We start from the raw sequence: 25,710 nt of genomic DNA, 5'->3' as shown, positions 1-25,710 counted from the left end.
TCGGTGGTGAGACGGCATGAGCGATCTGAGTCATGTGCTCGTCCTCGCCGGAGGTCTCTCCTACGAGCGTGAGGTCTCCCTGCGCTCCGGTCGCCGGGTGGCGGAGGTGCTGCGGGCCGCCGGTGTGGACGTGGAGACGCGCGACACCGACGCCACCCTCGTGCCCGCCGTGTTGTCGGACCCGCCGGACGCGGTGTTCGTCACCCTGCACGGCGGCGCCGGGGAGGACGGGGCGATCCGGTCCGTCCTGGAACTGCTCGACGTGCCCTACGTCGGGGCGACGCCGGACGCCTGCCGGGTCGCCTTCGACAAGCCCACCGCCAAGGCGGTCGTCCGATCCTGGGGGCTCAACACCCCCGACTCGGTGGCGCTTCCCAAGGAGACGTTCCACGACCTCGGTGCCACGGCGGTGCTCGCCCGTATCGTCGACCGCCTCGGACTGCCGCTGTTCGTGAAGCCCTCACGTGGAGGGTCCGCGCTCGGCGCGTCGATCGTCCGCAGCGCCGAGGAGTTGCCCGCGGCGATGGTCGGCTGCTTCGCGTACGGGGACACCGCGTTGATCGAGCAGTACGTGCAGGGCGTGGAGGTCGCCGTCTCCGTCGTGGATATGGGTGACGGACCGGTCGCCCTGCCTCCGGTGGAGATCGTGCCCGACCGCGGCGTCTACGACTACGCCGCCCGGTACACGGCCGGCCAGACGGAGTTCTTCGCACCTGCCCGGCTCTCTCCGGAGGCCACCGAGGCGTGCGCGGGGATGGCCGTGGCCGCTCACACGGCACTGGGCCTGCGTGACGTCTCCCGCACCGACCTCATCGTCGACGCCACCGGCAAGCCGTACTTCCTTGAGGTGAACGTCGCCCCCGGCATGACGGAGACCTCCCTGCTGCCGATGGCCGCCGAAGCGGCCCACCGGGATCTGGGCACCCTCTGCAAGGGACTCCTGGAGCTCGCCGCGGCTCGCCGCTGAGCCCTCCGGTTTCGCTGAGCCCCGCCTGTTTCACGTGAAACAGGCGAGAGAACGTCGCTGCGGCATGCGTGCCTGTGAGCACGCATGCCGTGTGGGGCGACGAGGTCAGCCGAACCAGCTGTCGTAGGCGCTGCGCAAGGTGTCATGGGGCGGATCCGGGAGCACCTTGAAGAACTTCCACGCGTAGCCGTAGGGATCGAGGACCTCGGCGTACCGCTCCCCCCACGGGGCGTCGGCCGTCTCAGTGGTGACCTCGCAACCGGCCGATCGGCAGTAGTCCACGGTCGCTCCGACATCGTCTACCGCGATGCCGATGACCACGCCCAACCCTCGCGGACCGGCCAGCGTGCCCCGTTCACGCTCATTGTCGGGAAACGGCATGCCGGTCAGGGCGTCGACGAGTAGTTGGAGCTCGCCGCGTCGCAGGATCGCCATGACTGTCCGGCCATCGGGACTGGAGATCCTGCCGGTCCGCTCGAATCCCAGCCCCTCGTAGAACGCGGCCGCCGCACTCACGTCGTAGGCCCGAAGCCCTACCCGAAAGGGAGCCTCGTCGTTCATCGCGCCTCCATCGCTCGCCCATCGCTCGCCCATCGGCCGTCCTGAGCACCGTGCCTGAGACTGTGCCTGAGCACGATGCATCAGTGCGAGAAGCGACGTCCAGTGCGACAGCGTGGCCGACGGTGGCGATGTTTCACGTGAAACAGCGACTACCCAGCGACTACTCGGTGGCGATCCCCGCGCTGCGCATCGCGTTGGCGGCGTCCGGAGCCATCGTGTCGATGATCCGCTCCAGGTCGTCGATGGTGGAGAACTCGACCACGATGCGGCCCTTCCTGCTGCCGAGATCGACCTTCACCTTCGTCTCGAAATGGTCGGAGAGCCGGTCGGCCAGATCCCGCAGTGCCGGAGCCGTCGGTTTCTTCGCCCGCGGCTTGCGGGGAGCCGGACCCGCGGTCGCCTCCCCCAGCGCCACGATCTCCTCGACGGTCCGGACCGACAGCCCTTCCGCCACGATGCGGCTCGCCAGGCGTTCCTGGGCGGCCGGGTCGCTGAGCGTCAGCAGCGCCCGCGCATGCCCGGCGCTGATGACCCCGGCCGCCAGCCTGCGCTGCACCTCCGGCGGGAGGTTCAGCAGCCGCAAGGTGTTGCTGATGTGCGAGCGGGAGCGCCCCACCTTCTTCGCGAGCACCTCATGGGTGGCGCCAAAATCGTCGAGAAGCTGCTGGTAGGCCGCCGCCTCCTCCAGTGCGTTCAGTTGCTCGCGCTGGAGGTTCTCGATGAGCGCCTCGCGGAGCATCTCGTCGTCCTGCGTGCTGCGGACGATCGCGGGGATGTGGTCGAGCCCGGCGAGCTGGGACGCCCGCCACCTCCGCTCCCCCATGATGAGCTCGAAGCGGCCGTCCGGCAACGCCCGTACGACGACCGGCTGCAGCAGGCCGACCTCCTTGATGGAGGCTGACAGTTCTTCGAGACGATCCTCGTCGAACACCTCCCGGGGCTGGCGGGGGTTGGGAGAGATCGACCCGACCTCGATCTCCTGGAAGTACGCGCCTTCCACCGGGCGCAGGCCCGTTCCGCCGTCACCCGCAACCCCACCGCCTGCCACACCGCCACTCGATGCGAATGCCGGCAGACCGGCAGTGGACGGCACGCTCGCCAGAGGCGACGGATCGACGATCGGTCCTGTGGGGATCAGAGCCCCAAGACCCTTGCCAAGTCCTCGACGCTGCTGGCTCACCGCTGCTCCTTCATACCCGCACCCGCAAAGAAGGCGGTGCCCAGCGACTCGGAGTCACTGGGCACCGGCACGCACACACCAGGAGAGAGTACCGCTGCGACGCCTCCGCACGAGTCCTCAGACATCGACCTGTGCACAACCCATCGACGCTGAGAGCCCACACCGCCCGTGCCCAGGAAACGCCCGACGCCTTTCCAGCGCCAGCTCTCGGCGGTCGGCACTCAGTGGCCAGTTCTCAGTGGCCGGTTCTCAGCGATCGGTTCTCAGGCATCGGCGAGCGCCGCCGCGCGATAGGCGATCTCCTTGGCGGCCCCCATGTACGCGAGCGCGCCACTGGATCCCGGGTCGTACGTCATGACCGACTGGCCGTAGCTGGGCGCCTCGGAGACACGGACGCTCCTGGGGATGACCGCGTCGAGCACCGTGTCCCCGAAGTGGGACCGCACTTCTTCCGCCACCTGAGACGCCAGGCGGGTACGGCCGTCGTACATGGTGAGGAGGATGGTCGAGACCGCAAGCGTCTGGTTGAGGTGCGCACGGACCAGTTCGACGTTCTGCATGAGCTGGGTGAGCCCCTCCAACGCGTAGTACTCGCACTGAATGGGGATCAGGACCTCCTGGGCCGCCGCCATGGCGTTCACGGTCAGCAGGCCCAGCGACGGCGGGCAGTCGATGAGGATGTAGTCGAACTCCATGGCGTCAAAGGCCGCCAGCGCCCTCCGCAGACGAGACTCGCGGCCCACCATCGGGACGAGCTCGATCTCCGCTCCCGCAAGGTCGAGGGTGGCGGGGGCGCAGTAGAGGTTCGGCATGTCGGGGACGGGGTTCACGATCTGCGACAGCGGCATGTCGTCCACCAGGACCTGGTAGACCGACGGCATCCCCGACCGGTGCTCGGTCGCGAGGGCGGTCGACGCGTTTCCCTGTGGGTCCAGGTCGACCACGAGAACGCGCTGATCATGCATGGACAGTGCCGCCGCCAGGTTGACGGCCGTGGTGGTCTTACCCACGCCGCCCTTCTGGTTGGCCACCGTCATCACCCGGCAGCGAGGAGGCCGGGGCCAGCTCCCCTCGTCACGCGTCGAGTAACCGACGGAAGGCGCAGCCGCCTGCGCAGGCGCGGCTGTTTCACGTGAAACCACAGAACTCAGTGCCTCTCGTACCAGCGGCGAATCGCCAGGGCTTAGGGGGGTCTGGGGCACGGTCGTCGTCCTTTCGACCGGCGAAGCAGGGGGACGAGGCCAGCCAACCCCGGAGGACCGGCCTGCTGTCGCGATCTCCCAGGGTAGGGGGAGCCGGGTCTCCGGCCAACCCAGTCCCGCTTTCACATCGCCTGATCCGGCGTCCGCCACGCGGCTCACCTCTTCCGTCGCCTCCGCGTGTCCGCTCGCGGGGGTCGTCCTGCGACGACGCGAACAAGGGTCGCGGGCGGCTCGACCCTACCGCGCCCCACTGTCACGAGCTCGACGTGCCTCACCCCGTACGACTGGAGGTGAGGGCGGGCGGCCTCCAGTTCCTCCTGTGCCCGCTCTCCCTTCATCGCCAGAAGTTCGCCGTCCTCCCGTAGCAGCGGCATCGACCATGAGAGCAGGCGGTCGAGCGGCGCCACCGCCCGTGCGGTCGCGACATCGAAGAGCCTCTTGTAAGCGATCTCCTCGGCGCGTCCGCGCAGCACCTCCACGTTGTCGAGCTTGAGCGCCTCGGCACACTCGGAGAGGAAGACCGTGCGGCGGAGCAGTGGTTCCAGCAATGTCACCGTCACGTCGGGCCGGACGATCGCGAGCACCAGGCCGGGCAGGCCGGCGCCGGAACCGATGTCGACGACGGTCGAGTCCGGCGGGATCGCCTCCTCCACCACGGCACAGTTGAGCAGATGGCGGTCCCAGATCCGGGGGACCTCTCTCGGCCCCAGCAGCCCTCGCACCACTCCGGGACCGGCGAGTAACTCGGCGAACACCCGGGCCCGCTCCAGCGCCTCACCGGTGAAGATCTCACGCGCCACCGGGGGCGCCTCGGGCAGGTCGTTGCTCTCCGTCATCACTCACTCATCCAGGAACGCTCTGGGGCCAAGGGTAGTCGTCATTCCCCGGCCGGGAATGGTCAGCCGTGGATACGGGCGCCGGGTCCGCACTCCCCCGGCCGTGCGGGGAAGCGTGCCGCTCATCCCGCGGTGTGGCAGGACTTCAGCAGGACGCAGCAGGACGCCAGGACGGGAAAAGCCGCCGGCCCCGAAGATCGGGACCGACGGCTTCCCACGTCGGAGTTTGCGGAACCCCGGCGTTTCCGGCACCACAGCTGAGAGCCGTACGGGCTCGAAAGCGGAGCCGGAACCGCGAGGAACGGTCAGGCGGGCAGGACCACCACGAAACGGCGGGGCTCCTCGCCCTCCGACTCGCTGCGCAGGCCCGCCGCCGCGACGGCGTCGTGCACGATCTTCCGCTCGAAGGGCGTCATCGGGGTGAGCGCCTTGGGCTCGCCCGTGCGCTTGACGTCCGCGGCCGCCGAGGAGCCCACCTTCGTCAGCTCGGCGCGGCGCCGCTCCCGGTAGCCGCCCACGTCGAGCATCAGCCGGGAACGCTCCCCCGTCTGGCGGTGCACGGCGAGACGCGTCAGCTCCTGCAGCGCCTCCAGCACCTCCCCGCCGGAGCCCACGAGATCGTCACCCTTGATCCCGACGATCGACACCACGGCGCGGTCCCCCTCCACGTCCATGTCGATGTCGCCGTCCAGGTCGGCGATGTCGAGCAGGCCCTCCAGGTAGTCCGCCGCGATCTCGCCCTCCTGTTCCAGGGCGTCGACGTCGGGAGCAGGCTTGAGGGTCTCCCCAGCTTCGGTCACGTCCGGACTCTCCTTCTCCTACGACTTCTTGCTGCCGGTGCGCTTGCTGCGGGGCTGGCGCGCCGGCTGCTGACGGACGATCTTGGGGGCGGGTTCCGGCTCTGCCTCCGGGGCCTTCGTGGTCTTGGGCTTACCCACCAGCTTCGTGAAGACGCCGTTCGACGGCTCGGGGGTGGTGATGTTGCCCTTCTCGTCCACGACCGGCATGGGGTGGCGGCTGTAGAACCAGTGCTGCTGGCCGAGCGTCCACAGGTTCGTGGTCACCCAGTAGAGGATCAGACCGAGCTGGAAGTTCAGGCTGAAGACGGCGAACAGCGGCGAGATGTACATGAGGATCTTCTGCTGCTGCGCCATGGGGTTGTCCGGCATCTGCGCCATCGAGCGCGTCACGCTCTGCCGGACGGTGAGGAAGGTGGTGCACGAGCTGACCGCGACGAAGAGGCCGAGCACGATCTTCGTGACCACCGGGTCGGCGCTGAACTTCTCGATGTCCGCCGCGCTCGTGAAGAAGGTCGCCGGCAGCGGAGCACCGAAGACGTGCGCGTGCCGGGCGCTCTCCACGAGATCCTTGGACATCCCGAAGACGGCCCGGTCCTCGGCGATGGCCCGCAGCACGGTGAACATCGAGATGAAGATCGGGAACTGCGCGACGATCGGGAGGCAGCCACCCAGAGGGTTGGTGCCAGCCTCCTGGTACAGCTTCATGACCTCTTGGTTCATGCGCTGCTTGTCGTTCTTGTACTTCTTGCGCAGCTCCTGCACCTTGGGCGCGAGTTCCTGCATCTTCCGCGACGAGCGCATCTGCTTCATGAAGAGCGGGAAGATCAGCAGACGCATCAGCACGGTCAGGGTGATGATGGTCAGCGCCCAGTTGAGACCGCTACTGGCGGGGATAAAGGTGCTGTAACCGCCGTGGATCCAGGTGATCACCTGGGCCACCGCCGTATACAGCCATTTCAGGAATGGCAGCTCCACCGAGCTAGCTCCCTTGCGTTTCGTCGTGAGACCGGACTCGGCGTGGGGGCACCGGGTCGAAACCTCCAGGATGGAACGGATGGCACCGTCCAATACGCCTGACGGTCAGCCATACCCCGCGCGCCGCTCCGTGAACGGCGACGGCCTCGAGACCATAGGCACTACAGGACGGCTCGAACCGGCACCTCGGCCCCAGCAACGGGCTGATGAATGCGCGGTAGAACCGGATGAGCGCGAGCAGCACGCGGGCGACCAGCCCTTCCGCGAGCCGGTCGGCCTCCCCGGGCGCCTCGGCCGGGGTCGGATGCTGCGCTGTCATGACCGTCCATCCGTCGGGGTCCGGGCGTCGGACCCGCGCCGCCGGAGTAAACGACTCAGCGCGACGTCGAGTTCGGCGGCCAGGTGCTCGCTGCGCGCGGACGCGGCCGGTGGATTGGCGCGTACCACCAAGAGGCTACCTCTCGGCAGCATCGGCAGGCGGCTCCGCATGAGGTGTCTCAACCTGCGCCTGACCTGGTTCCGCACCACGGCGCCACCGACCGCCCTGCTCACGACGAAGCCGACCAGCGGTGGCTCGTCGGCGTCGCGCAGGTTCAGATGTGCGACCAGGGCGGGACGCCCGGCGCGTCGCCCACGGCGGATCGCGTCGGCGAACTCGTCACCCCGACGCATGCGGGACGCGGACGGCAGCACCGGGCCTTCCTCGACGTACGGCCGCCCGCTCCACCGGCGCCGTGAGGGGCACCGGGTGCGAGCGGGCGGCGACTGGTCGTCAGACCGTCAGCTCGGCGCGGCCCTTGCGGCGGCGCGCGGCCAGGATGGCGCGGCCGGCCCGGGTGCGCATGCGCAGCCGGAAGCCGTGGGTCTTCGCGCGGCGACGGTTGTTCGGCTGGTAAGTACGCTTGCTCACGAGTGGGCTCCAGGCTTCAGGTACGCCCGCGGGCTGCGGACGCGGCACAATCCAATGTCACGCGGCTTGTCATATGCGCGGGCATGCGAAATAGCCGTCGCGTGATTAGCCGACCGGGACACGTTACGGGGCCACCATACGTCAGGTCAAACCGACGCCCGTGCCGCCAACCGAGTACGGCGGGCGACCATGGCCCACTAGGCTGTGGACAACGCCTTGAACGCGAGTGTGCACACCGCTACTGTCGGCCGTCCGGCCCTTCCCCTCATCAGCGTGGATGTGCCTGGGGAGAATACGCGGCCTGTGTACATCGTGTGGATCACATGTGGACCAGGCATCCGGAAGAGGGCCGGTGCCGTGAGGCGTACCGGACTGGACACGGCACGGATCGCGGCGGCGGACGGGGCCGCGCAAAGGGAGGAGGGGCCGAGCCATGGAAGGCGTCGATCTCAACGCTGTATGGGCTCGGGCGCTCCGGACCCTCTTCGACGAGGGCGTCTCCGGACAGCAGCGTGCGTTCCTCCAGATGACGCAGCCCTCCGGCCTCATCAACGACACCATCCTCCTGGCCGCCCCGAACGACTTCGCCAAAGAGGTCATCGAGGTGCGGCTGCGTCCGCTGATCGTGCACGCGCTGTCGCAGGAGCTCGGCAGGCCGGTGCGGATCGCGGTGATGGTGGATCCCGGCGCGGGGCTGCCGGCCGCTCCGGACCCCGTGGGCCAGGGGCCGGCCGACCGTCATCCACAGCAGTCGTCCACAGATTATCCACAGCCTCACCCCCAGGCTCCGCGCTTCCCCTTAAATGAGGACGGACCCTCCCGGCGCGAGCCCGAATCGCACGCCCCACCGAGCATCCACAGCCCCCTACACGGCCAGTCGCACGGTCCGTCGCACGGCCAGCCGCACGGTCCTTCCCACGGCCGCCCGCAGGGGTCGCAGCAGGTCCACGGGGGCCCGCGGTATCCACAGGACCCGCAGTATCCACAGCCCGCCCAGCAGGTCTCCCCGCCCGACCGCATGCAGCGGCCGGGCGGCTACTCGCCCGAGCCTCCCCCGGCGCCGAAGCCGGAGCCGGCGCAGAACCGCTGGGACGCGCGGGGCGGCCGCCCGAGCGGCGAGTCGGCGCGGCTCAACGCCAAGTACACGTTCGAGACGTTCGTCATCGGCGCGAGCAACCGCTTCGCCCACGCCGCCGCCGTCGCGGTGGCCGAGGCCCCCGCCAAGGCGTACAACCCGCTGTTCATCTACGGCGACTCCGGGCTGGGGAAGACACACCTGCTGCACGCGATCGGCCACTACGCGCAGAGCCTCTACGACGGCGCCAGGGTCCGGTACGTGAGCTCTGAGGAGTTCACCAACGACTTCATCAACTCCATCCGCGACCACAAGGCGGACGGGTTCCGGGCCCGCTACCGCGCGGTCGACATCCTCCTTGTGGACGACATCCAGTTCCTGGAGGGCAAGGAGCAGACGCAGGAGGAGTTCTTCCACACGTTCAACACCCTCCACAACGCCAGCAAGCAGATCGTCATCTCCAGCGACCGGGCCCCCAAGCAGCTCGTCACGCTGGAGGACCGGCTGCGCAACCGGTTCGAGTGGGGCCTGATCACCGACGTCCAGCCGCCGGAGCTGGAGACCCGCATCGCGATCCTGCGGAAGAAGGCGATCCAGGAGGGCCTCGCCGCGCCGCCCGACGTCCTGGAGTACATCGCCAGCCGCATCGCCACCAACATCCGCGAGCTGGAGGGGGCGCTGATCCGGGTCACCGCGTTCGCCAGCCTCAACCGCCAGTCCGTGGACCTCCAGCTCGCCGAGATCGTCCTCAAGGACCTGATCAGTGAGGACGCGAGCCCGGAGATCACCATCTCCCTCATCATGTCCACAACCGCGGAGTACTTCGGCGTCTCGCTCGACGACCTGTGCGGTAGCTCACGGTCGCGGGCTCTGGTCACCGCCCGGCAGATCGCGATGTATCTGGCCCGCGAACTCACAGACCTGTCGCTGCCGAAGATCGGCCAGCAGTTCGGCGGCCGGGACCACACCACCGTCATGCACGCGGAGCGTAAGATCCGCTCGCTCATGGCCGAGCGGCACTCGATGTACAACCAGGTCAACGAGCTGACCACCCGGATCAAGCAGCGCGCACGCAACTCTTAGTGCACAGGCTGTGGATAACTCTGTGGATCAGGGATGCCGCCTCATCGCGGCCCGAATCGCGTTACCCCCACCCTCTCCGGACCGCCGGCAGGCCGTCCCCACTTGGGGACAACTTTGGGGAGAAGCTGGGGACAGCTTGGGGAATACCTGTGGGCAGGCTGGGGACGCCCTGTGCGTACTCGTCACAGGCACATCGGCTGTCCCTTTTACCCCGTGGACAACCGGTGGAAACCTGGTGGATTACTCGTGGACAGAGGTGCCCGAACCTGGGGACGGGCTGTGGGGACAGCGCGGCCACCCACAGTCCACAGGGGGTCCGTCCACCTTTCCCCCACAGCACCAGTGGATGAAGCATCTCCGCTGAGCTGCGAAAATGCTCCTCATCCACATATCCACACTCCCTAATACGAGGACCTGTATCTCTCTCTAAGGAACTCAAGAACCATAGAAGGGGTTCTGGAGGCACACAGGTGCGGGAGAGTGAAGACTTGACGATGCAGCGACACCCAGGAGGCTGATCCACGTGATGTTCCGGATCGATCGCGATGTGCTCGCCGAGGCCGTGGCGTGGACGGCACGGAGCCTTCCGGCCCGTCCCTCGGTGCCGGTGCTCGCCGGCATGCGGCTTGAGGTGACCGACGACCAGAGGCTGAAGCTCTCCGGCTTCGACTACGAGGTCTCCGCCGAGGTGACCCTCGACCTGCAGACCGGGGAGGCGGGCGTGGTGCTCGTCTCCGGCAAGCTGCTCGCCGAGATCACGCGCGCCCTCCCCGCACAGCCGGTCGAACTGGTCGTGGACGGGGCGAAGGCCGTCGTCACCTGTGGAAGCGCGCGGTTCACCCTGCTCACCATGCCTGTGGAGGACTACCCGTCCCTTCCGGCGATGCCGCCCGCCGCCGGACGGGTCGGCAGCGACGTGTTCGCCTCCGCCGTCGGCCAGGTGGCCGTGGCCGCGGGCAAGGACGACACGCTCCCGATGCTCACCGGCGTCCGGATGGAGATCGACGGCGACACGGTGACCCTCGCCGCGACCGACCGCTACCGGCTCGCCGTACGCGAACTGAAGTGGCAGCCGGAGCAGCCCGGCTTCCAGGCCGTGGCGATGATTCCCGGCCGTACGCTCGCCGACACGGCCAAGGCGCTCGGCGGCAGCGGTGCGGAGGTCGAGATCGCGCTCAGCTCCGCCGGCGGCACCGGCGAGGGCATGATCGGGTTCTCCAGCTCCGGGCGGCGGACGACGACCCGGCTGCTCGACCCCGAGTTCCCCAAGTACCGCTCTCTGCTGCCCACCGAGTTCTCCGCCCGCGCCGACTTGTCCACAGGCTCGTTCGTCGAGGCCGTCAAGCGCGTCGCGCTCGTCGCCGAGCGAAACACCCCCGTACGGCTGGCCTTCCGCGGCGGCGAGGTCGTCCTGGAGGCCGGCAGCGGCGACGAGGCCCAGGCGGTGGAGGCGCTCCCGGTCGACTTCGACGGCGACGAGATCAACATCGCGTTCAACCACCAGTTCCTGCTGGAAGGCCTGGGGGCGATCGACTCCGACATCGCCCGGCTGCAGTTCACCACGCCGACCAAGCCGGCCATCCTCACCGCGGGCAAGCCTGTGGACGAAGGCGCGAACGAGGACTACCGCTACCTGATCATGCCCATCCGCCTGTCCAGCTGATCTCGCCGTGACGCCCCGGGCGTACGCTTTGGCCGTGGCATGGACACCCGATGCATGGGTACGCGTGCCTCGGTGGACGACGCGGACGTCAAGGGGTGGCTCAGATGCAGATCGGCATGATCGGGCTCGGCAGGATGGGCGGGAACATGGCCGAGCGGCTGCGGCGCGGCGGCCATGAGGTCGTCGGCTACGACCGCGATCCCGCCCTCAGCGACGTCGGCAGCCTGAAGGACCTCGTCGAGAGGCTTCAGGCGCCGCGCGCGGTCTGGGTGATGGTCCCCGCCGGAGCGCCGACCCGGGCCACCGTCGAGCAACTGCGCGACCTGCTGTCGGAGGGCGACGTCGTGATCGACGGCGGCAACTCCCACTACCTGGACGACCAGCGGCACGCGGCGGACCTCGGCACACGCGGCATCGGCTTCGTCGACGTGGGCGTCAGCGGCGGCGTGTGGGGCCTGCAGAACGGCTACGCGCTGATGGTCGGGGGCGAGGACGAGCACGTCGGGCGGCTCATGCCCGCCTTCGACACGCTCAAGCCCGAGGGCGAGGACGGCTTCGTGCACGCGGGCGGCGTCGGCGCGGGCCACTTCGCGAAGATGGTCCACAACGGCATCGAGTACGGCATGATGCAGTCCTTCGCCGAGGGCTGGGAACTGCTGGAGGCCAGCGACGTCGTCACCAACGTCCCCGACACGTTCCGGAGCTGGCGGCACGGCACGGTCATCCAGTCCTGGCTGCTCGACCTGCTGGTGCGGGCCCTGCGGGAGGATCCCGACCTCGCCGACCTGAAGGGCTACGCGGAGGACTCCGGCGAGGGCCGGTGGACCGTGCAGGCCGCCGTCGACCACGCCGTGCCCCTGCCGGCCATCACGGCCGCGCTGTACGCCAGGTTCGCCTCGCGCCAGGCCGACTCCCCGGCGATGAAGATGGTCGCGGCGCTGCGCAACCAGTTCGGCGGCCACGCGGTCGCGTCGGCCGAGGGCCAGACCGCCAGGGGCGCCGACTCCCCTGGCGCCGACGTGGCTCCGCCCCCCGAAGCCGACCGGTGACCACCCCGGGCGGCCGGCGGGCACTAGCCTTGCGGGCGTGCACGTGGCGAGCCTGTCCCTCACCGACTTCCGGTCCTACCCGGAGGTCGAGCTGGCGCTCGAACCGGGCGCGACGGCCTTCGTGGGGCCGAACGGGCAGGGCAAGACCAACCTGGTCGAGGCGCTCGGCTACCTCGCGACCCATTCGAGCCACCGCGTGGCCACCGACGCCCCGCTCGTACGGCACGGCGCGCAGCGGGCGGTCGTACGGGCCGTGGTGGTCAGGGACGACCGCCGCGCCCTCGTCGAGGTGGAGATCAACCCGGGCCGGGCCAACCGCGCCCGGGTGAACCGCTCGCCGGTGCCGCGGCCGCGCGACGCGCTCGGCCTGCTGCGCACGGTCCTGTTCGCCCCCGAGGACCTCGCGCTAGTCAAGGGCGACCCGTCCGAGCGCCGCCGGTTCATGGACGAGCTGCTCGTCGCCCGCGCCCCCAGGTTCGCGGCCGTACGCGCCGACTACGAGCGCGTGCTCAAGCAGCGCAACACCCTCCTGCGTACGGCCGCCGCGTCCCGGGCGGGGCGGCGGCGCGGCCCCCGAAGGCAGGACGACGACGCGGCGTTCGCCGCCGCGGGCGCCGGGGACGTGCTGAGCACGCTGGAGATCTGGGACACCCACCTGGTGCGCTTCGGCGCCGAACTGCTGGCGGCCCGGCTGCACCTGGTGGACCTGCTGCGCCCGCTCGCCGCCAAGGCGTACGCGACGCTCGCCCCGTCGTCCGGGCTCGCCGATCTGGAGTACCGGGCGTCAGGGTTATCCACAGATATCCCCACCCTGGGGACAAACCGGGAACTTCTCGCCGAAGGCCTGCGGGCGGGCCTCGCCGAGGCGCGTCAGGCCGAGCTCGAACGCGGCGTGACCCTCGTCGGCCCGCACCGCGACGACCTGCTGCTGCGGCTGGGCGAGCTGCCGGCCCGCGGCTACGCCAGCCACGGCGAGTCGTGGTCGTTCGCGCTCGCGCTGCGGCTCGCGGCCTACGACCTGCTGAGAACCGACGGCGGCGACCCCGTGCTGATCCTCGACGACGTCTTCGCCGAGCTGGACGGGCAGCGGCGCAGGCGGCTCACCGAGATCGTCGCCCCGGCCGAGCAGGTGCTCATCACCGCCGCGGTGCCGGACGACGTGCCGCCGGAGCTGACCGGCGCCCGGTTCGACGTGACCGAAGGGAGCGTGACCCGTGTCCGATGAGATATCCACAGGCGGTGGACAATCCCCGAAGGGCTCGGTCGCCCGGGGCGCCGCGCTGGCGCGGGAGAAGCTGGCCCAGGCCAAGTCCGACGCGCTCAAGCGGGGGCAGCTGCCGCGCAGCGAGCCCCGCCGCCGCTCCGGCTCGGGCGCCCCGCGGCGCGACTCCGGCGATCCGCTGCCGTTCGGCCGGGCGATCCGCGACCTGCTCGCCGCCCGGGGCTGGGAGCAGCCGGTCGCGGTGGGCGGGGTGTTCGGCCGCTGGCCGGAGATCGTCGGGCCGGACCTCGCCGCCCACACCCGGCCGGAGAGCTTCGAGGACGGCGAGGTGCTGGTCGCCGCCGACTCCACCGCCTGGGCGACCCAGGTGCGCCTGCTCGCCGCCACGCTGGTCAAGCGGCTGAACGAGGAACTCGGCGACGGCACGGTGACCAGGGTGAAGGTGCGCGGCCCGGGCGCGGGCCCGCGGCCGGAGGGCGGTCTCCGGGTGCGCGGCAGCCGGGGGCCGGGGGACACCTACGGGTGAACGGGCCCGTCCAGTGGGCAGGGGGGAGTCTCCGGAAGCCCGAACCGGCCCAAAATCGCGTCTGAGGCCATGACCCCCGTCCCCCGTAGGGGATGCTCGGAAACATGATCATCAAGCGACAGGGCACCACAGCCCCCGTGGATGCCACCGGTTGTCGGTCGGACCGGTAGAATGTAGGAGGACTCAAGGACACGTCCGGTTTGCGTCACCCCCGGTCCTGCGGGCCGGTTTCCCTGGGCGGGCGCATCGGGGCACTCACGACGGTGACGGGCACGGCAGGGGCAGCCATTCCACGGTGTCGCCCGCCGCGTGTCCGCGGCAGGAGGATTTCGCACTTGTCCTACGACGCTAGCTCTATCACCGTTCTCGAAGGGCTGGAAGCGGTCCGCAAGCGGCCCGGCATGTACATCGGCTCGACCGGTGAGCGCGGGCTCCACCACCTGGTGCAGGAGATCGTCGACAACGCGGTCGACGAGGCGCTGGCCGGCTACAACGACCTGATCGAGGTCACCCTGCTCGCCGACGGCGGCGTGCGCGTGATGGACCACGGACGCGGCATTCCCGTGGGCATCGTCGCTGCCGAGGGCAGACCCGCCGTCGAGGTCGTCTTCACCGTGCTGCACGCCGGCGGCAAGTTCGACAGCAAGTCGTACGCCGTCTCGGGCGGCCTGCACGGCGTCGGCGCCTCGGTCGTCAACGCCCTGTCGACCCGCCTTGAGGTCGAGGTCCGGACCGACGGCCACGTGTGGCGCCAGAAGTACGTGACGGCCAAGCCGACCGGGCCGCTGCAGAAGGGCGAGCCCACCGAGGACCACGGCACGACGATCAGCTTCTGGCCCGACGCGGAGATCTTCGAGACCGTCACCTGGAACTTCGAGACGCTGGCGCGCCGGTTCCAGGAGATGGCCTTCCTCAACAAGGGCCTCACGATCAGGCTCACCGACGAGCGGCCCGACCACATCATCGAGGGCGAATCCAAGGTCGTCACGTACCACTACGAGGGCGGCCTGTCCGACTTCGTCACCCACCTGAACTCGAAGAAGGACCCGATCCACAACTCGGTCATCGACTTCGAGGAGCACGGCGACGGCATCTCGGTCGAGATCGCCATGCAGTGGAACGCCTCCTACAGCGAGTCGGTCTACACGTTCGCCAACACGATCAACACCGCCGAGGGCGGCACCCACGAGGAGGGCTTCCGCGCCGCGCTGACGACCATCGTCAACCGGTACGCGCGCGAGCAGAAGTTCCTCAAGGAGGGCAAGGACGACAACCTCAGCGGCGACGACGTCCGCGAGGGGCTCGCCGCGATCATCTCGGTGAAGCTGGCCGACCCGCAGTTCGAGGGCCAGACCAAGACCAAGCTGGGCAACACCGAGGCCAAGTCGTTCGTCCAGAAGGCCTGCAACGACCACCTGCGCGACTGGTTCGAGCGCAACCCGGGCGAGGCCAAGGAGATCATCAACAAGTCGCTGCAGGCCTCCCGGGCCCGCATCGCGGCCCGCCAGGCGCGCGACCTCACCCGCCGCAAGTCTCTGCTGGAGAGCGGCAGCGGGCTCCCCGGCAAGCTGGCCGACTGCCAGTGGTCGGAGCCGGAGAAGTGCGAGCTGTTCATCGTCGAGGGCGACTCGGCCGGCGGCTCGGCCAAGGGCGGGCGCGACCCCAAGTTCCAGGCGATCCTCCCGCTGCGCGGCAAGATCCTGAACGTCGAGAAGGCCCGGATCGACAAGGTCCTCAAGAACAACGAGGTCCAGGCGCTGATCACCGCCCTCGGCACCGGCGTGCACGACGAGTTCGACATCTCGAAGCTGCGCTACCACAAGCTGATCCTCATGGCGGACGCCGACGTGGACGGCCAGCACATCACCACGCTGCTGCTGACGCTGCTGTTCCGCTTCATGCGGCCGCTGATCGAGGCGGGCCACGTCTACCTGTCCCAGCCTCCGCTGTACAAGATCAAGTGGGACCGCAAGGGCGAGGACGCGTCGTACGCGTACTCCGACCGGGAGCGGGACGCGATCATCGAGGAGGGCGTCGGCCGCGGCCGGCGCGACCCCCGGCTCCACGACGGCGTGCAGCGGTTCAAGGGTCTGGGCGAGATGAACGCCTCCCAGCTGTGGGAGACCACCATGAACCCCGACACGCGGGTGCTCCGCCAGGTCACCCTCGACGACGCCGCCCAGGCCGACAACCTGTTCAGCGTGCTGATGGGCGAGGACGTCGAGGCGCGCAGGAACTTCATCATCACCAATGCCCGTGACGTCCGCTTCCTTGACGTCTGAGCAGCGCGGCTAACCAGAAGGACTTTTCGTGACGGAAGTGAACACGCCGCCTGGGCCCCCCGCCGATCGGATCGAGCCGGTCGACATCCAGGCCGAGATGCAGCGCAGCTACATGGACTACGCGATGTCCGTCATCGTGTCCCGCGCGTTGCCGGACGTCCGCGACGGCCTCAAGCCCGTGCACCGCCGCGTGCTGTACGCGATGTTCGACGGCGGCTACCGGCCCGACCGCGGCTACTTCAAGTGCTCCCGGGTCGTCGGCGACGTCATGGGCTCCTACCACCCCCACGGTGACACGTCGATCTACGACACCGTCGTACGGCTCGCGCAGCCGTGGTCGCTGCGCTACCCGCTCGTCGACGGGCAGGGCAACTTCGGCTCGCCGGGCAACGACCCGGCCGCCGCGATGCGGTACACCGAGTGCCGCCTCGCGCCGATCGCCATGGAGATGCTCCGGGACATCGACAAGGAGACCGTCGACTTCCAGCCCAACTACGACGGGCGGTCGCAGGAGCCGATCGTCCTTCCGTCGCGGTTCCCGAACCTGCTGGTGAACGGGTCGGCCGGAATCGCGGTCGGCATGGCGACCAACATCCCGCCGCACAACCTCCGTGAGGTCGGCGGAGCTGTCATCTGGGCGCTCGACAACCCCGAGGCGTCCGACGAGGAACTGCTCGAGGGGCTGCTCACCCGGGTCAAGGGTCCCGACTTCCCGACCGGCGCGCTGATCGTCGGCCGCCGCGGCATCGAGGACGCCTACCGCACCGGCCGCGGCTCGATCATCATGAGGGCCGTCGTCGAGGTCGAGGAGGACCCCAAGGGACGGCAGTGCCTGGTGGTCACGGCCCTGCCGTACCAGGTGAACCCGGACAACCTGGCGCTCACGATCGCCGAGCTGGTCCGCGACGGGAAGGTCACCGGTATCGCGGACGTCCGCGACGAGACCTCTTCGCGCACCGGCCAGCGGCTGGTGATCGTGCTCAAGCGCGACGCGGTCGCCAAGGTGGTGCTGAACAACCTCTACAAGCACACCCAGCTCCAGACCACGTTCGGCGCGAACATGATCGCGCTGGTCGACGGGGTGCCGCGGACGCTGCGGCTCGACCAGTTCGTCCGGCACTACATCACGCACCAGATCGAGGTCGTCGTCCGACGGACCCGGTTCCTGCTGCGCAAGGCCGAGGAGCGGGCGCACATCCTGCGCGGCCTGCTCAAGGCCCTCGACCGGCTCGACGACGTCATCGCCCTGATCAGGCGGTCGCCGTCGGCGGCCGAGGCCCAGGGCGGCCTGATGACGCTGCTGGACATCGACCAGGTCCAGGCGCAGGCCATCCTGGACATGCAGCTGCGCAAGCTGGCCGCGCTGGAGCGGCAGCAGATCCAGGACGAGTACGACGGCCTGATGGCGCAGATCGCCGACTACCAGGACATCCTGGCCTCCGAGCCCCGGCAGCGCCGGCTCGTGTCGGACGAGCTCGGGGAGATCGTCGCCAAGTACGGCGACGAGCGGAAGACCGAGATCATCGCGTACGAGGGCGACATGTCCATCGAGGACCTGATCGCCGAGGAGGACGTGGTCGTCACGATCACGCGCGGCGGGTACGCCAAGCGGACGAGCACCGACCTCTACCGGGCGCAGAAGCGCGGCGGCAAGGGCGTCAGGGGCGCCCAGCTCCGCCAGGACGACATCGTCGAGCACTTCTTCGTGACCACGACGCATCACTGGCTGCTGGCGTTCACGAACAAGGGCCGGGTCTACCGGGTCAAGGCGTACGAACTGCCGGAGTCGGGCCGGGACGCGCGGGGCCAGCACCTGGCCAACCTGCTCGCCATGCAGCCCGACGAGCACGTGATGGAGATCCTCGACCTGCGGGACTACGACGTCGCGCCGTATCTGGTGCTGGCGACCCGCAGCGGCCTGGTGAAGAAAACGCGCCTTTCCGAATACGATTCGCCGCGTTCCGGTGGCCTGATCGCGATCAACCTGCGCGAGGATGACGAGGTGATCGCCGCCCGTCTCGTGTCCGAGGGTGACGACCTGCTGCTCGTCTCCAAGAACGCGCAGTCGATCAGGTTCACCGCCTCGGACGACGCGCTGCGCCCGATGGGCCGCGCGACCAGCGGTGTGATCGGCATGCGGTTCGTGGACGGTGACGAGCTTCTCGCGATGAACGTCATGGGCGACGGCGACGACGTGTTGATCGCGACCGAGGGCGGGTATGCGAAGCGGACACCCGCCGACCAGTACCCGGTGCAGGGCCGGGGCGGCAAGGGCGTCCTGACGGCGAAGATCGTCAGTGCTCGTGGCAAGCTGGTCGGTGCCGTCATGGTGCGTCCCGAGGACGAGGTCTTCGCGATCACCTCCGCCGGCGGGGTGATCCGTACCAGCGCAGGCGAGATCAAGCAGTCGGGCCGCCAGACCATGGGCGTCCGCCTGATGAATCTGGCCGAGGGTGACAGCGTCGTCGCCCTCGCTCGCAACGCCGAGGCGTTGGTGACCGAGGAGAACGGGGCAGGAGACGAGGCATGAGCGACAGCGGTGGGGCACGGACCCCCGGCAGCGCCAGGCAGAAACCGGCGGGCGCCCGTCCGGCGTCGTCCTCCAACGGCGTTACCGCGCGGGCACAGGATGGCGGTAGCGTCCCCAGGGTGGGTTCCGAAGGAGATGACGTGACCGCCGCCGACAAGGCGAAGGCCGAAGACACCATGCGCATCCGGACCACGGCCGCCGACCAGCCGTGGAAGCGGCAGGCGACCGCGGACGGCGCCACCGACAAGGGCAGGCCCGAGAACGGCAGGCCCACCGGCGGCGGGTCCGACGGCGGCGCCACGGCGCAGTATCCCCGGCCCGCCGGGGTGGCCGCGGCCGCTCCCGTTGTGGACGGCGCTCGGGCGCCTGTGGACAACGGCGCTCCCAAGATGGACGGCGGCTCCGTACGCGGGCTCACGTTCGGCCCCGGAGGCACGGACCGCCCCGAGGCCGCCAAGGGCAAGGACAAGAAGCCCGGCGTCGGCGTCCGCCCGCCGCGCAAGGCCCACCTGGTGCTGCGCCGGGTCGAGCCGTGGTCGGCGATGAAGTTCAGCTTCGTCGTCTCGCTGGTCTGCTTCGTCGTGCTGTTCGTGGCCGTCGCGGTGCTGTACGGCGTGCTCTCGGCGCTCGGCGTCTTCTCCTCGATCACCGACACCGTCATGCAGCTCACCACGAGCGGCGGCGTCGCGGGCAAGGGCGTCGGCACCATCGACATCCGCGGCTGGTTCGAGCCGGTCCGCATCCTCGGATACGCGGCACTGCTCGGCGCGCTGAACGTCGTGCTCATCACCGCGCTGTCCACCCTCGGTGCCGTGATCTACAACATCTCCGCGGACCTCGTCGGCGGCGTCGAGGTCACCTTCAGCGAAGCCGAGTGACCCCTCCGTACGGCGGGCCGCCCCGAGCGGCCGGCCGTACGAGGCGGGCACCCGCGCTTCGCGGCACGACCACCGGGCCGGACACGGTAAGCTTTTCCTCGTCCGGAAGCGGATTCGCCACCGGAAACCGGATGCGGTAACGTTCGTTGCGCATCGCGGGGCTATAGCTCAGACGGTTAGAGCGCTTCCCTGATAAGGAAGAGGTCCCAGGTTCAAGTCCTGGTAGCCCCACCAAGAAGCACCAGCTCAGAGGCCAGCTCCCAAGATCCGGGACCTGGCCTTTTGATCGTTTGTTAGTCACTCGTTAGTGGGACCGGCCCCGACCAGGTGACAGAGATCGATCCACATCGACAGGCGCTAGCAGCTGATCTCTTTCTACGCGCGGATGGGATTGAACGCCCCGTGCGGTCATGAACCGCGATTTCCGCGGTCTGCAGGCACACGCCCGGGCGAGAGCAGGTACGACGTTCTCTCCTGGGGGTACGGCATTCCGAGATCGTCACCCAGCATGATCAGCAGCACCGGCAGCTGAACGCCGGAAGATCACAGAATCTGTGCCAGAGCCCGGTCTCGAGCGTCGTTGACAAAGTTGTCAGCCCATCCCGTCGCGCATGCTTCTGTGGCATGGTTTCGTGGCAGTAGCAGTGTCCTTTCGGAGGGGCGACCATGCACTGGCAGCAAGCCCTACTCCTGGGTGCGACCGGCGGGCTGATCGTCGAGACCATTGCCATGTGGGCGAATCTGACCGCATGGCAACGTGATCGCCACCACACCCGCGCCCACAGCCGAAAACGCGCACTGCCGCCGCTGACGAAGTACGTCGATCCGCCTGCTGACGCTCTGGTTGCGCTTACCCGACTGCTCATGGGCGCGGGGGCCGGATACCTGATGCACGATCAGGTCACCGGCACCATGGCCGCGATCGCAGTAGGAGCGGCTGCCCCAGCCTTATTGCGACAACTCGGTACCGCTCGCACAATCCAACATCTCCTGCGGGCGGGCGAAAGCCCACCGGTGCTCGGTCCCTCCGACAACGTTGCCACGGCTCCAAAGGACCTGAAAGATCTGACTGCCCCGGACCGTGTGAAGCATCCGCAGACAGAGGGGGCAGCCGAATGACCAACCCTACTCGGTCTGCAATGTGGCCACCGAACCTTCGTCAGCGCTACTGGGAGAGGCTGACAGGCGCATCCGGCAGCGAACAGCCGGCGGGCGAGCGAGGGCGTGCGGGTTACAGCCTGCTGTACCGCTATGTCGCTGCCCTGCTGGACGTACGCTTGCCGCAGCGCGACCCGCCGCTGCAGGGGAAAACCTCGATTCAGCAGGTCGCCCCTGCACGGAGAACCGTCTCGGCAAGCCCGCCAGACAACGCTACTAAGAGCAGCTCCGGAGCTCCTGCCGATCACGAGGATCAGGACGTCACTTCATCTACCAGGATCGAATCGCTGCTTAGTCCCGAGCATCCGGATGCTCTGGCTACACGATCAAGCCTTGCCCGTTGGACAGGTGAGGCAGGAGATGCAGCTGCAGCCCGTGACCAGTACGCCGCTCTGCTACCCATCATCGAGCGGGTACATGGTCCTGAGCATCCGGATGCTCTGGCTACACGATCAAGCCTTGCCCGTTGGACAGGTGAGGCAGGAGATGCAGCTGCAGCCCGTGACCAGTACGCCGCTCTGCTACCCATCATCGAGCGGGTACAGCGAGCTAGCCACACCCCGTCAGGGCCGGATCGCACCCGCGCCCTAACTTCCAGGGAACTCGCTATAGCTAGTCTGGTCGTTTCGGGTATGAGCAGTCGGGCGATCGCAAAGCAACTGACGCTAAGCCTACGGACGGTGGAAATCCACCTCTCTCACATCTACGACAAGCTGGGCGTGACTTCTCGCGAAGGGCTCGCTGCCAGGCTGCTAGCCAGCGAACGAAGTCAGCCCGACGCAAAGCCGAGGTAATTTCCAAGGCTGGCGATCAGCGCCCGCGAACAACGCGAGCTGCCGGATCCTGGACGCTGGTGGCGGCGACCAGGATCGCGAGCAGCACGCCGCCGCGCTGCGTGGGGACAAGCACTGACCCTTCCAGCACGCGATGACTGTCGGCGGATCCTGGAAAACGGGCTCTGGCACTGATTCTGTGATCTTCCGGCGTTCAACTGCCGGTGCTGCTGATCATGCTGGATGACGGTCATGGAAATGCTCTCGGTTCTCTTCCCTCACCTGGCCTGCCTGTAGATTGACGGCGTGGCGGTCGAGGACATCGGTGCGGATCCGGATCAGAGCCCGCACCACGCAGGCGGCATGCCCACGATGCGAAGCGGTGTCTCCCCTCAGCTTCTGCACAGCAGCCAGAGCGGCGGGCCTGTGCGACACCGCCGTTGGCGGCCAGGAGATTTCACCCGCGGGTACGGCGGTTTCGGTACGGCAACGACGATTGCAGCAGGAGACCCTTCACCGAGCAGGTGCCCGGGCTGACCGTCCTCTACCGCCGCTGCAGCGCCCTGCTCCGCACACTCCTGCAAACGATCGCATTGGCCCTGGGCAGCCGTGCCGGCACGCGACTCACGCACCGCCTGGGCCCTGCGGTGAACCGGATGATGCTGATTTGGCTGATCCGATCCTCAACCGGGCGGCCGACCCCAGGTGTTAACCAGACGGCCGGTCGACGTGCTGCCCGAGCGCAGCCGACGCACCGGCCGCCCGGTTGAGCAGGCATCCCGACGTCGAGATCATCTACCGGGACAGCTCAGCCGGAGTCCGATCATCGATCCAGTGTTGGAGCGCCGCCGTCAGCTCGGCATCATGACGACGTCTAGCCCCGCTCTCCGCGCCCGCAGGGACTGTCCCGTGTCGTTTGTCATGAAGATGACGGAGCGGCCAGCCAGGTCCTGTACCGTCACCGCCCTGTCGATGATCTCCTCGTCCATACTAGGCAGTCGCATATGGCCGGGATCATCGAACAAGACCTCGACCGTGATGGCTCCTCTAGGGTTTGTGTCGGTCTTGTCATATGGCGTGAAGCCGGCCTCCCGGAGCGTCCCAATGTCTCGGGGGTCCTTCAGCGCATTGGCTATGGTGCGCAGGCTCGTACGGGCGCGAGTCCGGGCCTTGTCCTGGCCACGATCTTTGAGGATGTCGAGTTCGTCGACAACTGCGAGGGGGATCACGAGGTGGATGTCTTCACCACCAACGTTCAATAGCTGAGCGAGGTCCCAGTGATCTAGCGTCCATGTGTAATTCATGATCATGCTGGTCTCTGGAACTACGAAGTGCTCGATGCCCTGCCACCGCTGCATCAGACCGTTTAGCTCGTCGCACTCGTCCTTGATGTCCTCTATCCGCTCGATGAGCTCCATCTCTACAAGGTCGAGAGTTGGCTGGGAAGCGGGATGGGAGGAGGCTTGGATGGCTGAGTAGCGGCGGGTGAAGACCAACCGATCGATATCTTCGGCTCGTAGGCGGTGACGCAGCAGCCGAGCGGACTCGTGAGTCCATTTCATATAGCGGTTGTAAAAGTCGATTCCAGGCCCGTACCGGGCGGCACGCGCGTTGAGAGCGGCAGTGTGAACTATCCGGAGTGTCTCGAGGGCATCGGTTCGGCTGGCGCCTGGATAGAGTCGCAGCATCTGAATATCTTGCCACTTTGACTCGGAGCGGGCGTCCAGGGCAGGTGCATCGAATGAACCTGCCGCCGTTCGGGGAATTCACGTTTCGTTGATCAATGACAGTCGCCGAACAGGGGCGGATGGCTCGCACATGATCTTACCGGTCCGGTTGCACGCGAGGCGGGCCTCCTCCTGACTCTTGGTACTCGTCACGTGGCTTAGTTGACAGCCCAATGACAGCCGTGGGGTGGCCTCCAGCACCACTTTCGGCTGGTGGCCACCCTTGGCTCGTAAGAGGTAATGATGTAGCAGGCTTGGCCCGAGGCGAGCGGTGCGCGGCCTGGGTTGAGGCGTCCGTGTCATCCCTGGCCTAAAAGCTGATGACGTTCGTTACGAGCGAGTCGGCCTGCTCCTGCAGGAATGGCTAGCGAGGAATGGAAGCGTCACTTCCAAGAAGCCGAAGGAGATCGGTGGAGAAGACGCGGTAGAGGTCCCCGATGCGAATGGTTCGTACCGGGAACTCGTCCTTCTTGGCGAGCTCGTAGGCCTTGGTGCGGCCGATGCCGAGGATCCTTGCGGCGGTCATGAGGTCCAGCGTCGGCGGGAGGTCCTGCAGGTCGCGGAGGGTGATGTCTTTCATTCGATGCCTCCAGCCTTTGCCGATGCCTCACGGATCCGCGCTACCGCGAGCTTGCAGTAGTCCGCGTTGAGTTCGATGCCGATGAACTGCCGGTCGAGTTGCCGGGCGGCAAGGGCGGTCGTTGCCGCTCCGGAAAAGGGGTCCAGGACGGTGCCGCTGGGGCGGCAGCCGGCGGCAATGGCGCGGAGTGGGATGTCGATCGGGAACGGGGCGAAGTGGGCGCCCCGGTAGGGCCTGGTGGAGATGGTCCAGACGTCGCCGGGGTTGCGGCCGTCCGGGTTGGCCGCATCGCTGGCGCGGCCGTTCGGGCGGTTGGCGGTGCCGGGCGATGTGCCGGCTGACTCCGGTGTACCGGTCGGTGGCCAGGGTGTCTGGATGGCGTTGGCCTTGATTCCGCCGCGTCGTGCCCGGCGGGACAGGGAGCGGTCGCCGGTGTACTGCTCGCGGATGGCGTTGAGGTCGAACCAGTAGAAGCGCTGTTTGACGAGCAGGAAGATCAGCTCGTAGCGGGTGGAGAGCCGGTCCAGGGCCGGCTGCGGCATGGCGTTGGGCTTGGACCAGACGATCGCGTTGCGCAGGATCCAGCCGTCGCGCTGGAGGGCGAAGGCGACTCGCCAGGGCATGCCGAGCAGGGTCTTGGGCGGCACGGTACGACGGGAGCGTGGCCGTACGGCTGGCTGGTGCTGGTTGTAGGTGGTGCCGCGGGCGGAGCCGTCGGAGTTGGCGGCGTAGACGTCGCCGAGGTTGAGCCAGCAGGTGCCGTCGTTGGCGAGCACCCGCCGGGCCTCGGCCAAGGCGGAGCGGAGGTTTTCCTTGTAGTCGTCGGGTGTGGGCTCCTGGCCGTACTGTCCGGGGCCGTAGTCCCGAAGTCCGTAGTAGGGCGGGCTGGTCACCAGGCAGTCCACGGAGCGGTCGGGCATCTCAGAGAGCACTTCGCGTGCGTCGCCGAGGTGCAGGGTGGTGTGGTCGTCTCGCCAGTACGGGACCCTCATCGCGCCTCCCCCTGCAGGGAGAAGGCCCTTACGCAAGGACCGGCCGAGGCCGGCTGGTGAGGGACCTGTCGCCAGGTCGTGCTCGTTACCTTCATTTCTGTTCCGGGGCGGAACTCAGATACGCGCTCTGAGTGCAGCAGCGGTCTCCGGCGCCGCTCCGGCGTGAGCCGTCAGCCCTGGTGAGAGCACCTGCGTACCTTTGGCGTCGCTCTGGCGGACGCCTCTCGAAGTGCCGCACCGCCAAACGCCAGAGGCGTGCCAGAAGTAGCCGGGGATTGGTGCCGGAGCCGTGCCAGAGGCCCCTCCTACAACCGGGTTCGACGAAGCGAAATCCCTCTCGCCGTGGAGAACCCGATGAGCACGAACCCATCTGAGATGGCCGGCCCGGACCGGTCGCCCTTGGACATCGCCGAGCGTGCCTTCCGAATGCTTGCCTGCGCGCCCAGCAGCCTCGCCGTCGACGGCCGACAGGTCGGGCACGGCCTGCCCCGCCGGCGAATGCTGCTGATCGAGCTGCGGGATGTGCTGATCCACCCCTCCTGCTCGAACGCCGCCCGCGACGCGGTTATGGCGGTTGCTGGTGAGGCGGGCCCGGCAGAACGGGCCGCAGTGGATGGTGGGTGCCGTCGGGGTTGCCGTTCCGGCACTGCGCGGCATCAGCGGCAGGATGTGCCGCGGCTACGTCGCCGGAGATGCGGAAGACATCGACACCGAGGTCCTGACCGCGTTCATCGAGGCGAT

General features: G+C 68.3%; 23 protein-coding genes and 1 tRNA gene. 12 read left to right on the top strand and 12 right to left on the bottom strand.

Going from position 1 to position 25,710, the window contains the following annotated elements:
* Positions 1 to 16: 16 nt before the first annotated feature.
* Entirely contained in the window at positions 17 to 967 is a 951-nt protein-coding gene (locus tag FED44_RS04390; RefSeq protein WP_138459816.1) for a D-alanine--D-alanine ligase family protein, read from the top strand.
* A gap of 105 nt (positions 968 to 1,072) precedes the next feature.
* Here FED44_RS04390 and FED44_RS04385 read toward each other — a convergent pair whose 3' ends face one another.
* From FED44_RS04385 to rpmH, 9 genes are all read right to left on the bottom strand, one after another.
* Entirely contained in the window at positions 1,073 to 1,528 is a 456-nt protein-coding gene (locus tag FED44_RS04385) for a VOC family protein (RefSeq protein WP_111700091.1), read from the bottom strand.
* A 160-nt stretch (positions 1,529 to 1,688) separates the two neighbouring features.
* Positions 1,689 to 2,708: a ParB/RepB/Spo0J family partition protein gene (locus tag FED44_RS04380; RefSeq protein ID WP_111700092.1), complete on the bottom strand. Its 1,020-nt coding sequence runs from the start codon at positions 2,706 to 2,708 to the stop codon at positions 1,689 to 1,691.
* Between the two features lie 263 nt (positions 2,709 to 2,971).
* Entirely contained in the window at positions 2,972 to 3,745 is a 774-nt protein-coding gene (locus FED44_RS04375) for a ParA family protein (RefSeq protein WP_111700173.1), read from the bottom strand.
* 320 nt (positions 3,746 to 4,065) lie between these two features.
* Positions 4,066 to 4,746, bottom strand: a complete 681-nt coding sequence (rsmG, locus tag FED44_RS04370) for a 16S rRNA (guanine(527)-N(7))-methyltransferase RsmG (RefSeq protein WP_111700093.1) — start codon at positions 4,744 to 4,746, stop codon at positions 4,066 to 4,068.
* Between the two features lie 305 nt (positions 4,747 to 5,051).
* Positions 5,052 to 5,546: a Jag family protein gene (locus FED44_RS04365; protein ID WP_111700094.1), complete on the bottom strand. Its 495-nt coding sequence runs from the start codon at positions 5,544 to 5,546 to the stop codon at positions 5,052 to 5,054.
* Between the two features lie 18 nt (positions 5,547 to 5,564).
* Positions 5,565 to 6,521 (bottom strand): membrane protein insertase YidC, encoded by a 957-nt coding sequence (gene yidC, locus FED44_RS04360; protein ID WP_138459815.1) that lies wholly within the window; start codon positions 6,519 to 6,521, stop codon positions 5,565 to 5,567.
* 4 nt (positions 6,522 to 6,525) lie between these two features.
* Positions 6,526 to 6,840 carry a membrane protein insertion efficiency factor YidD gene (gene yidD, locus FED44_RS04355; protein WP_111700096.1) on the bottom strand — a complete coding sequence of 105 codons (315 nt, stop codon included), beginning with the start codon at positions 6,838 to 6,840 and terminating at the stop codon, positions 6,526 to 6,528.
* Entirely contained in the window at positions 6,837 to 7,214 is a 378-nt protein-coding gene (gene rnpA / locus FED44_RS04350) for a ribonuclease P protein component (RefSeq protein WP_111700097.1), read from the bottom strand. Before rnpA ends, yidD begins: the two co-directional genes overlap by 4 nt.
* A gap of 79 nt (positions 7,215 to 7,293) precedes the next feature.
* Complete coding sequence (gene rpmH / locus FED44_RS04345) at positions 7,294 to 7,431, bottom strand: 50S ribosomal protein L34 (protein ID WP_015772801.1); 138 nt, start codon at positions 7,429 to 7,431, stop codon at positions 7,294 to 7,296.
* A 433-nt stretch (positions 7,432 to 7,864) separates the two neighbouring features.
* On the opposite strand from rpmH, the gene dnaA reads away from it, so the two are divergent.
* The 11 genes from dnaA (at position 7,865) to FED44_RS38385 (ending at position 21,691) form a co-directional block, all read left to right on the top strand.
* The gene (gene dnaA / locus FED44_RS04340) at positions 7,865 to 9,589 is read left to right on the top strand and encodes a chromosomal replication initiator protein DnaA (RefSeq protein WP_138459814.1); all 1,725 of its coding nucleotides are present in this window, start codon (positions 7,865 to 7,867) and stop codon (positions 9,587 to 9,589) included.
* 523 nt (positions 9,590 to 10,112) lie between these two features.
* A complete protein-coding gene (gene dnaN / locus FED44_RS04335; RefSeq protein ID WP_111700099.1) occupies positions 10,113 to 11,252 on the top strand; it encodes a DNA polymerase III subunit beta in 1,140 nt (379 codons plus the stop codon).
* Between the two features lie 50 nt (positions 11,253 to 11,302).
* Complete coding sequence (gene gnd, locus FED44_RS04330) at positions 11,303 to 12,301, top strand: phosphogluconate dehydrogenase (NAD(+)-dependent, decarboxylating) (protein WP_341868632.1); 999 nt, start codon at positions 11,303 to 11,305, stop codon at positions 12,299 to 12,301.
* A 37-nt stretch (positions 12,302 to 12,338) separates the two neighbouring features.
* Positions 12,339 to 13,526 carry a DNA replication/repair protein RecF gene (gene recF / locus FED44_RS04325; RefSeq protein ID WP_138459812.1) on the top strand — a complete coding sequence of 396 codons (1,188 nt, stop codon included), beginning with the start codon at positions 12,339 to 12,341 and terminating at the stop codon, positions 13,524 to 13,526.
* Positions 13,516 to 14,049 (top strand): DciA family protein, encoded by a 534-nt coding sequence (locus FED44_RS04320; RefSeq protein WP_307800850.1) that lies wholly within the window; start codon positions 13,516 to 13,518, stop codon positions 14,047 to 14,049. The genes recF and FED44_RS04320 overlap by 11 nt, the downstream gene beginning before the upstream one ends.
* Before the next feature lie 374 nt (positions 14,050 to 14,423).
* Positions 14,424 to 16,331, top strand: coding sequence for a DNA topoisomerase (ATP-hydrolyzing) subunit B (gene gyrB, locus FED44_RS04315; protein ID WP_463674807.1), 1,908 nt, complete (start codon positions 14,424 to 14,426; stop codon positions 16,329 to 16,331).
* A 28-nt stretch (positions 16,332 to 16,359) separates the two neighbouring features.
* Positions 16,360 to 18,861: a DNA gyrase subunit A gene (gene gyrA / locus FED44_RS04310; protein ID WP_138459811.1), complete on the top strand. Its 2,502-nt coding sequence runs from the start codon at positions 16,360 to 16,362 to the stop codon at positions 18,859 to 18,861.
* A 140-nt stretch (positions 18,862 to 19,001) separates the two neighbouring features.
* The gene (locus FED44_RS04305; RefSeq protein WP_244301698.1) at positions 19,002 to 19,739 is read left to right on the top strand and encodes a DUF3566 domain-containing protein; all 738 of its coding nucleotides are present in this window, start codon (positions 19,002 to 19,004) and stop codon (positions 19,737 to 19,739) included.
* A gap of 157 nt (positions 19,740 to 19,896) precedes the next feature.
* Positions 19,897 to 19,973 (top strand) — tRNA-Ile (locus FED44_RS04300).
* 432 nt (positions 19,974 to 20,405) lie between these two features.
* The gene (locus FED44_RS04295; protein ID WP_138459810.1) at positions 20,406 to 20,858 is read left to right on the top strand and encodes a hypothetical protein; all 453 of its coding nucleotides are present in this window, start codon (positions 20,406 to 20,408) and stop codon (positions 20,856 to 20,858) included.
* Entirely contained in the window at positions 20,855 to 21,691 is an 837-nt protein-coding gene (locus FED44_RS38385; protein WP_138459809.1) for a helix-turn-helix transcriptional regulator, read from the top strand. Before FED44_RS04295 ends, FED44_RS38385 begins: the two co-directional genes overlap by 4 nt.
* A gap of 830 nt (positions 21,692 to 22,521) precedes the next feature.
* Here the strand turns inward: FED44_RS38385 and FED44_RS04285 are convergent.
* The 3 genes from FED44_RS04285 to FED44_RS04275 form a co-directional block, all read right to left on the bottom strand.
* A complete protein-coding gene (locus FED44_RS04285; RefSeq protein WP_167521388.1) occupies positions 22,522 to 23,088 on the bottom strand; it encodes a PIN domain-containing protein in 567 nt (188 codons plus the stop codon).
* A gap of 673 nt (positions 23,089 to 23,761) precedes the next feature.
* Entirely contained in the window at positions 23,762 to 23,977 is a 216-nt protein-coding gene (locus FED44_RS04280; protein WP_138459807.1) for a helix-turn-helix domain-containing protein, read from the bottom strand.
* The gene (locus FED44_RS04275; protein WP_138459806.1) at positions 23,974 to 24,969 is read right to left on the bottom strand and encodes a DNA-methyltransferase; all 996 of its coding nucleotides are present in this window, start codon (positions 24,967 to 24,969) and stop codon (positions 23,974 to 23,976) included. The genes FED44_RS04280 and FED44_RS04275 overlap by 4 nt, the downstream gene beginning before the upstream one ends.
* Positions 24,970 to 25,710: the final 741 nt, after the last annotated feature.

The organism is Microbispora triticiradicis (genome assembly GCF_005864065.1).
Lineage (GTDB): Bacteria > Actinomycetota > Actinomycetes > Streptosporangiales > Streptosporangiaceae > Microbispora > Microbispora triticiradicis.
Note: the sequence above shows the minus strand (reverse complement) of the source record. Positions and strands in the feature narration are given on the sequence as shown.